The sequence below is a fragment of the Levilactobacillus tujiorum genome, assembly GCF_012641185.1.
Lineage (GTDB): Bacteria > Bacillota > Bacilli > Lactobacillales > Lactobacillaceae > Levilactobacillus > Levilactobacillus tujiorum.
The window spans coordinates 181,858-190,599 of record NZ_JAAXLK010000002.1; the positions used below are offsets into that span (position 1 = coordinate 181,858).

The following is an 8,742-nucleotide window of genomic DNA, read 5'->3' on the forward strand; positions in this document are numbered from 1 at the left end:
AGCGAAGAGAACATGGAACAGATTACCATTTTGCATACAAATGACCTCCATTCGCATTTTGAAAATTGGCCACGAATTCGTCGTTATTTGGCAACCGCTAAAGCAAGTGCACAGGCGGCTGGTCATACGGTTTATACCTTTGATTTAGGAGACAACATGGATCGCGTGCATCCCGTGACGGAAGCCACGAACGGTCAGAAAAATGTCGAACTCATGAATCAGGTTGGGTATGATGCGGTGACGATTGGGAATAACGAGGGCCTGAGTTATATGCGAGCGCAGTTGGACCATCTCTACGACTACGCTAATTTCCCGGTGGTCTTAGGTAATCTGTTGACGGCTGATACGCATGAACAGCCTAAGTGGGCAGTGGATCATCGTATTTTAACGACTAAGGCGGGGACGCGGGTCCTAGTCTTAGGATTGACGGCGCCCTACCAACTGACCTATCCCTTGGCTGGGTGGTTGCCCGTGGGGGTTGATGAGGCCCTGTCACGGTTACTGGACACCTACGCAGCGGATTTTGACGTGTGTGTCTTGCTGTCCCACCTAGGGGTCGATGTCGATCGGCAGATTGCGAAACGGTATCCGCGGGTTAAGGTGATTATCGGGAGCCATACGCATCACTTATTCGTGAACGGCGAGCAGGATCATCATAGCTTGTTGGCTGCGGCAGGAAAATTCGGCCGGTATGTGGGGAAAATTGAACTGACGGTTGATGCTGAACACGTGGTCAAGGCGGCCACCGCGAGTGTCGTTGAAACGGCGACCTTGCCGGAAGAACCAGGCGACGCGGCGGAGATTCAAAGCTTAAGTGACTTGGGAATGGACATTTTATCCGAACAACGGGTCGCAGACCTACCAGTAACGATGGAAGCCGATCTGACGGGGCGGCCGCGGCTGGTGCGCGAGGGGCTTCACGCGATTGCTGAATACGCCGGCACCCAAGCGGCCATTTTGAATGCAGGCTTGTTTCTAGAAGACTTGCCGCGCGGTGTGGTTAACCAGAATCAATTGCATCAGATTCTGCCGCATAACATGCACGTGATGACGGTCACCCTCAATGGCTATGACCTGTGGCGGATGATTCAGGAGTTTGAATTGGCCCGCCTGTTTTTACGTCATTTCCACCAGAAGGGAATGGGCTTTCGCGGCAAGATCTTTGGCGAAATCAATTACTTAGGAATTGCGTATGATCGGCAGACCCATCAGGTCACGTGGCGTGGTGAGCCGCTGTCGCCCAACCGCCAGTATACGATTGCTGTGTTGGACCATTACCTATTTATTCCATTTTTCCCAACCATCTCAATTGTTGGGAAAAACCATATTTTATACCAAGACTTATTACGGGAAGTATTTGCCAAGTATCTGAGCAAACACTACCCCTTAACCTAAGATTTAGAGAGGATGACGACAGTGGATCGTAAAGATTTAGAAGCACTGGTTGCTGAGCAGCGAGAAAACCGGGAACCGGCAGCGGAGGTTGTCCGGGTGGATGAGACTCACTTGACGATTAACGGTCACCCTTATGAAGTGGTGGCGGATGTCCGCGACGGGTTTGATTTCGACGAATTCTCCCGTCGGTTCAGCACCATTCTCAGTAAGTTTGACTATATTGTCGGCGATTGGGGATTTGAACAGTTGCGACTGAAAGGCTTCTATGCCGAGGATCGCGCTGGTGCTAAACAGAACCAGATTGACGCGGTACAGGATTATTTGTATGAGTCTTGCAATTTCGGGTGTGCCTACTTTATTCTGCACAATCTCGATGTAAAGGCAGCGCCTAAGCCACGGCGCAACCGCTCGCGCCGGCGTAATGGTAATAAGGGAACGCAGACAAATCAGAATGTGGCGAAGACGACGACTAATAAGACGGCCAACCAACCTAGACGCAATGGGGCCGATAAGTCGAATGAGCCGTCTAAGAACAACGGGACGGGCAATAGCAATCATCGGCGGCGCTCACGTCATTCACGGCGGCGTCACAATAATCATCCGTTTACGGAGGAACGCCGGACAGCCGCACCGCAACCTAAGGAGACGACTAAGACGGTGACCGTCGCTACTGGTGGTCAAGGTCGGCGTCATTTCACCATTCGGCAGAAAAAAGAGAATTAGGGAGAAGTAGTCATGAAAAATTATCAAGCCTATTTAATCGACTTGGACGGCACTGTATATGCAGGTAGCAAGCGGTATCCGAAGGCCAAGGCCTTTGTTGAACGGATTCAAGCAGCCCATATCCCGTTTAAATTTGTGACCAATAATACGACCAAGTTGCCAGTAGATGTTGTGGCTAACTTGGCAGACAATCACGATATTCACGTTAAGCCTGAGAATGTCTATACCGCGGGATTGGCTACGGCGGACTTTTTAGATCAACGTGCAGGAAAAACGGGGAAACGGACCGTTTATGTTGTGGGTGAGATTGGTCTGAATCAAGCCCTAGCCGCTAAGGGATTTACGATTGATGAGGAACATCCAGAATATGTGGTCGTAGGACTCGATAGCGATGTAACTTATGAAAAATTTGCTAAAGCAATCTTAGCCATTCGTAGTGGGTCGACGTTTATCGGCACCAATTCGGATTCTAATATTCCGAAGGCGCGGGGACTCATGCCCGGCGCGGGGGCGTTAGTTGACTTAGTACGCTATGCGACGCAGACCGAACCGATCTTTGTCGGAAAGCCGGAGCCTATCCTGCTGCAAAATTCATTGGCCCTAATGGGGATTGCGCCCGATCAGGCGTTGATGGTCGGCGACAATTATCAAACGGATATTTTAGCAGGAATTCACGCGGGTGTTGACACGTTGTTGACGTATACGGGCGTGTCGACGCCGGCTCAGGTGGCACAACAGGCTATTCAACCGACTTATACGGTGCCGGACTTGGCCCATTGGGATCTTGAGGTGGGACCAATTGACTAGATGGCAACGAGGTATTGGTTTGACAGCAGTGATTTTATTCTTATTGACGTTGAGTATCTTTTTGACGATCAATGCCGTCTGGCTGTACCGGTTGGATATTCACTGGCTGAATATTGATCAAACGGTGCGGATGGCGCCACGGAGAATAATGAGCAACTATTATCAAATGTTGGGGTATCTGGAGTTGCCCTGGGTGACGGACTTGAAAATGAGCGATTTTCCGACATCTTTTACGGGGATGATTCATTTTCACGACGTTAAGCAACTCTTTTTAGTGAATAACTTTGTCTTGTTAGTGAGTGTTTATCCAGCTATTTGGTATTTACGCCGTTTGAAGCGTTACACTGAACGGTGGCGGTTGATTCGACCGATGCAAGTGGTCATGGTCGTTCCCGTGGTGTTAGCTGCGATGATGGCAGTGGATTTCAATGATTTTTTCATTGCCTTTCACCGGGTGCTGTTTCGGAATAATGATTGGCTCTTTGATCCTAGCTTGGACCCGATCATTACCGCGTTGCCAGATACTTTCTTTCTGCATTGCTTCGTGATGGCTTTTGTCCTGTTTGAGGCGGGCTTGTGCTGGCTGTATTGGCTGGGACGTCAGTCGTTCAAGCATGCGGGGGATGGCAGTAATAGAAGTGTAAAGTAAAACGCAACCAGGATAGGTGGTTGCGTTTTTTTTGCGTAGGTAAGGTAAAAAGTGACACTATCGAAAATATAAAGATCGAGTTCCCATAAGGATAGTGCCTAGTGGGTGAGTGGATTTCGTTTCAAATCCAGATGAAACCGTAGCATAATCAGCAGATTAAAACCGATCGTCATGAGGATCATGATCGACCAAGCGCCGGGCAGGCTAATGTTGGTCGAGATGGCTGACCGTAAGACTTGGATCAGGTAGGTCATGGGTAACCAGGGGTTGAGAGCTTTAGCAAAATTGCTGACGAGAGGGAGTGGGTAAAGCCCCCCCGAGCTGGCCAGCTGCATCACCAAGACGATGGAAATCAGCCAGGTTCCAAAGCCACCAAGCAATAAGCGAAGACAGAAGATCAGCGATAGAAAGAGTAGTGATCCCAGTAAGATAGCCGCGAACAGTTGGAGATTAGAGCGGGTCGTTAGGGTATTAGCTTGGTGCAAGGTGAGGTAGAGTAGGATGCTCTGAACACCAGCAACGCCAGCAATGATGGTAGCTTTACTCCCCCACCAAGCGAATGCAGAACGGGGACGGCTGTAGGTCCGTCGGCCATCGTACATCGTTCCTAGCGCAATGCCACCAACGTAAAGACCGATAGCAATTGCGAAAGGCGCCATGCCAGTCCCGTTGTTGGGAACGCTAGCGATGTCATTAGTTTTTGCGACGACTGGAGCGGCCAGGGCAGTTGCAGTGGTCGGACGAGTCGCGATGGTGGCTAAGCGCGTGCTGCCGTTGGTTAGGGCGTGGCTTAAAGTTTGGATGCCGTTTTGAACTTGCATTAAGCCGGCATAACTAGCGCTGAGTCCAGTCGTTAATGCGGGATTTTTCAAGGGAGCAGTGGCGATTAACAGCTTTTGATTGCCATTTAGAAGTTGTTGGGTTCCCGTAACCAGTTGGGAGCTACCATTGGCAGATCTCGTCATGCCAGTCGTTGCGCCGTTCAGTGCGGATAATAAAATGTGAGTCTCCAGCTGAGTGACGTTGTGACTGACTTGGTTAGTAATGGCGGTGCTGGCACCCGTGGTCATTTTAGAGACGATGTAGTTAGCGCCAGAATTCAGATCGTAATGCAGTGTCATTTGGTGGGGAGTTGCTGTGAGCAGGGTGGTGGCGTGATTGGAGAAGTTACGAGGAATGGTGACGACTAGGTAAAGCTTGCCAGCCTTGAGTTGCCGATGCGCGGTGGTCGCACTGAGATGGTGAAAATCTAATGAAGAAGAATTCTCCAAACTGTGGGTAAGTTGGCGACCGATTGCGATGTGCTGGCCGTGAAAGGTGACGGCACGATCGTGGTTGACCACGGCAACGGGAATGTCATCGGTATGACCGTACGTGTTCCACATGGAGGAAAGGTAAAGGTAACAGTAGATGGCGGGAATGAGGGCAATCATGAGAAGAACCGTGAGCATCATCTTGTGCTGACTTAAAAATTTCAATTCACTTTTGAACATTAGCAAGCGCCCCTTTGAAATAAACATCGTGTTGATTGAACGCTTACAGAATAGCAGGCCGGTCTTGCCAGAACAATCGACAATTTGCGGGGATGTGCTGAGTTAAAAGTAGACTATCTGCATCGCACTAGGTTGGCGGAAGCGGATTGGTAGTTAATGAAGCAATCAACAGTTTGGGAGGGATTGATGATTGGCACGGTAACAAAAAAGTTTTAAGCTATTAGCAAAATCGACAAACTGTTGAGGGGATGGTTGCTGTGGAAACGAATTTGAAAATAGTCAGTACGGAACGGAAGATACAAACGGCCTTTATCAAATTAGTGATGCAAGAAGGTTTTGACCGGTTGACGGTCCAGCAATTGAGTCAAATGGCCCAGATTAATCGAGGAACATTCTACCTACATTATCTAGATAAGTTTGATTTATTAACCCATTATGAAGACGAGTTAGTCACAGCTGTGCAGGCGATTTTTGAACGCTACCCCAAGCCACGTGATCAGAGTGTGGATGAACGGAACGCATTTCAGCAGATGTTTAAATACCTTTATCGGCAGAAACAGTTGGTGGTGGCGCTGATCAACAGCCCTGCCTCGCAGCTGGTGTCGCGGATAAAACCAGTCATTGCGACGGTCATCGGGCAGCCGGCGTTAAAAACGGCTATTCCACCTGAGTTTGCGCAGGAGATTGTCACCCAGGGGATTTGGGACTTTGTTTGTTTTTGGTTGACTCAGGATCCAGTGAAGCCACCGCAGGAAGCGTATGTTATTTTTACAGCGAGTCGCCAGTTATCCCCGCAGCAGTTGCTACAGGGGTAGTTGGGGACAGCTGACAGAGAGAATGTAGCTTAAAAATCAAGCCAAAAAATAAGACACGACAACCAAACGTGGTTTCGTGTCTTATTTCGTATCCTGTAGAGATTTAATTGTTAGTTGTCTTCTGGAATCCGACCAGGGGCTGGATGTGAAGGGCGACGGCCACGAAGCCAGCCGACGATCGCTGGGATCAGGGAAATGACGATAATCCCCAGTACAACTGCTGAGAAGTGTTCCTTAACGAACGGAATGTTACCGAAGAAGTACCCACCGCCGCAGCAGATGAATACCCAGGTTAAGGCGGCACTCACGTTGTACTTTAAGAAGCGACGATAAGGAAATTGAGAGCCCGCCGCTGTAAAGGGAACGAACGTCCGAATGATGGGCATGAAACGGCCCAGGAAAATGGCGAGGGGCCCGTGCTTTTGGAAGAAATGTTCCGATTGGGCGAGCTTATCCTTATTGATCAGCTTGCCGAACCAAGAGTGATTCGACAGTGCGGCGCCAACCCGGCCACCTAGATAGAAGTTAAGTGAGTCCCCACCGATGGCTGCCACCAGGAAGATGGCAACGAACAGCCAGATGTTTAAGCCGTATGCGGGGTTGGCGGCTAGAGCAGCCGCAGCAAAAAGCAGTGAATCTCCTGGTAAGAAGGGCAGAATCACGGCACCAGTTTCCACAAAGATGATTGCAAACAAGATGAGATAGGTTGACCCGCCAAAGGTGTTGACGATATTGACGAGATGATCGTCGATGTGGAGAACAAAATCAATTAAATAGGCCATTAAAGTGCTCCTTAGTTATTATTTGATGATACCCACATTGTAGGAGGTTTTTAACGCCTTGTCAGCAGGTGTAGCGAAGTTTAATGAAATTGTGATATTTATTTGAACGGCGTATCTTGCTCATTAGCATCGTCGTGGGCGAGTCGTGCCGCACCGGCTGCCGCAATAGCCCCGACCAAGTCATCAAGAAAAGTATGAATAATGCCCGGCTCGTGGGCGTTTAATTTGGCAAGAATCCCTGGCTTAGTTCGATCAATATAACCATAGTTAGTGAAACCAATTGATCCATATAAGTCGACAATGGATAGCGCCATCGTCTCATCGACACCATAGAGACTTTCATCACGTTCGACAATGGTTTGCAAGGGCTCCATCAAGGTGTGGTGCTCTGCTGCAATATCTAATTGGATACCGGTAATGACCGCGTTTTGAACCTCACGCTTATTCAAGACGGTCTGGACACTGTGCAGGGCCATCTCGGGAGTTAAGTCCTTGATAAAGTCCTTTTGCAGGTACATGACCAGGTCGGCGATGTCTTTCAGTTCGACGCCGCGCTCGTGAAGCAGATCAATTGTCCGTTGTCCGTATGCAGTAGATGGTTTAATCATAATCATGAAAACTTCCTTTCACTTTCTATTGTAGAGTAAGTCTAGTATACACCAGTGACATCAGTTGCAATTTTAGTCGTTGGCGGTGATAATAGACAACTAGGTAATGTTTTAAAAGATATGGAGGATAATTATGACAAAGTTTCCACAAATTGATTTGGCTAACGCCAGGGGTCCACAAGTAACGATTGAAACGTCCATGGGGACCATTCAGCTGCAACTCTTCCCCGAACAAGCACCAAAGACAGTTGAAAACTTTGTGACGCATGCTAAAGCAGGTTATTATGATGGCATGACCTTTCACCGAGTTATCCCAAACTTTATGATTCAAGGTGGCGACCCAACCGGTACGGGGATGGGTGGCGAGAGCATCTGGGGTCAACCATTCGAAGATGAATTTTCACCGGAGTTATATAACTTGCGGGGAGCGTTATCCATGGCGAATGCGGGTCCTAATACCAACGGAAGTCAGTTCTTCATCGTTCAGGATACGGACATGACGGATCAAATGCTCGGTCAAATGAAAGATGCGGGTTTCCCAGAAGAAATTGTTGATGCCTACAAGAACGGTGGGACGCCGTGGTTAGATTTCCGCCACACGGTCTTTGGCCAAGTGGTTAAGGGCATGGACGTGGTTGATGCGATTGCCGCGGTTAAGACGGATGCCAGTGATCAACCAACGACGCCGGTTACGATGGATAAAGTAACTGTTAGCGACTAATAGTATAGTAGATTTGAGATGAGGTGAGATGATGACATTTAAAATTGGACAAAGAGTGACGGGACGAATTACGGGTATTCAACCGTACGGTGCTTTCGTCAGCTTGGGTGGTCACCGTCAAGGCTTGATTCACATCTCGGAGTGTCACTGTGGGTACGTTAAGGATATCCATGACTATTTAAAGGTTAATCAAGAGGTTAATGTTGTTGTACTGGACATTGATGAGTTCACCGGCAAGATTAGCTTATCGTTGCGGTGTCTGGAACATGTTGACTTCGGTCCGGAACCGGATGAACACCAACACCGGCATTATTGGACGAACCACCGAGTTAATATCGGGTTTAAGCCGATTGCTGAGCGCTTATCGGGTTGGAAAACTGAAGCGTTGCGGCATTTAGATCAAGAAAAGGCTTCCTCATAGTGAGGGGCCTTTTTATTTTTTGAAAAAGTGCTTGACCAATTGGACGATGATTGATAAGATATTACCTGTTGCTGTTTGCGACACGGATGCATAAATAACAAATTGTTGAATAGTCATACAAATTTGAAATTAATGCTTGACGAGTTAAACAGCAACTGATAGAATGATTTATGTTGTCAAGACGCACTTTAAGTGGTCGTCAATGGATTTACAATCTTGAATAATTATTCAAGAAGTTGAAAAAAGATGTTGACACGGTTTTGACATCATGATATGATGATTAAGTTGATTGCTTCGGTAATCACTTAGGTAGACCTTTGAAAACTGA

10 protein-coding genes are annotated in these 8,742 nt (G+C 48.2%); 7 read left to right on the forward strand and 3 right to left on the reverse strand.

The genetic code is table 11. From position 1 onward, the window contains the following. The first annotated feature begins 12 nt into the window (after window positions 1–12). The 4 genes from HF569_RS01685 to HF569_RS01700 are packed head-to-tail and all read left to right on the forward strand — an operon-like array spanning window position 13 to window position 3,574. Entirely contained in the window at window positions 13–1,395 is a 1,383-nt protein-coding gene (locus HF569_RS01685; protein ID WP_168901095.1) for a bifunctional metallophosphatase/5'-nucleotidase, read from the forward strand. A 12-nt stretch (window positions 1,396–1,407) separates the two neighbouring features. Beyond that, window positions 1,408–2,118 (forward strand): YutD family protein, encoded by a 711-nt coding sequence (locus tag HF569_RS01690; protein ID WP_168901096.1) that lies wholly within the window; start codon window positions 1,408–1,410, stop codon window positions 2,116–2,118. Window positions 2,119–2,130: 12 nt separating this feature from the next. Next, window positions 2,131–2,925: a TIGR01457 family HAD-type hydrolase gene (locus HF569_RS01695; RefSeq protein ID WP_168901097.1), complete on the forward strand. Its 795-nt coding sequence runs from the start codon at window positions 2,131–2,133 to the stop codon at window positions 2,923–2,925. 28 nt (window positions 2,926–2,953) lie between these two features. Further along, on the forward strand, window positions 2,954–3,574 hold the full coding sequence (locus tag HF569_RS01700) for a TIGR01906 family membrane protein (protein WP_332870951.1): 621 nt from the start codon (window positions 2,954–2,956) through the stop codon (window positions 3,572–3,574). Window positions 3,575–3,672: 98 nt separating this feature from the next. Here HF569_RS01700 and HF569_RS01705 read toward each other — a convergent pair whose 3' ends face one another. Beyond that, window positions 3,673–5,067 (reverse strand): YhgE/Pip domain-containing protein, encoded by a 1,395-nt coding sequence (locus HF569_RS01705; protein WP_168901099.1) that lies wholly within the window; start codon window positions 5,065–5,067, stop codon window positions 3,673–3,675. A gap of 257 nt (window positions 5,068–5,324) precedes the next feature. On the opposite strand from HF569_RS01705, the gene HF569_RS01710 reads away from it, so the two are divergent. Then, window positions 5,325–5,882 (forward strand): TetR/AcrR family transcriptional regulator, encoded by a 558-nt coding sequence (locus HF569_RS01710; RefSeq protein WP_332870949.1) that lies wholly within the window; start codon window positions 5,325–5,327, stop codon window positions 5,880–5,882. A gap of 110 nt (window positions 5,883–5,992) precedes the next feature. On the opposite strand, the gene HF569_RS01715 is transcribed toward HF569_RS01710, so the two are convergent. Beyond that, complete coding sequence (locus HF569_RS01715; protein WP_168901101.1) at window positions 5,993–6,664, reverse strand: VTT domain-containing protein; 672 nt, start codon at window positions 6,662–6,664, stop codon at window positions 5,993–5,995. 98 nt (window positions 6,665–6,762) lie between these two features. After that, window positions 6,763–7,272, reverse strand: a complete 510-nt coding sequence (locus HF569_RS01720) for a phosphatidylglycerophosphatase A family protein (RefSeq protein ID WP_168901108.1) — start codon at window positions 7,270–7,272, stop codon at window positions 6,763–6,765. A gap of 133 nt (window positions 7,273–7,405) precedes the next feature. On the opposite strand from HF569_RS01720, the gene HF569_RS01725 reads away from it, so the two are divergent. Next, complete coding sequence (locus HF569_RS01725) at window positions 7,406–7,993, forward strand: peptidylprolyl isomerase (RefSeq protein ID WP_168850652.1); 588 nt, start codon at window positions 7,406–7,408, stop codon at window positions 7,991–7,993. A 31-nt stretch (window positions 7,994–8,024) separates the two neighbouring features. Continuing rightward, window positions 8,025–8,414: a CvfD/Ygs/GSP13 family RNA-binding post-transcriptional regulator gene (locus tag HF569_RS01730; protein ID WP_168901102.1), complete on the forward strand. Its 390-nt coding sequence runs from the start codon at window positions 8,025–8,027 to the stop codon at window positions 8,412–8,414. The last annotated feature ends 328 nt before the right edge of the window (window positions 8,415–8,742 follow it).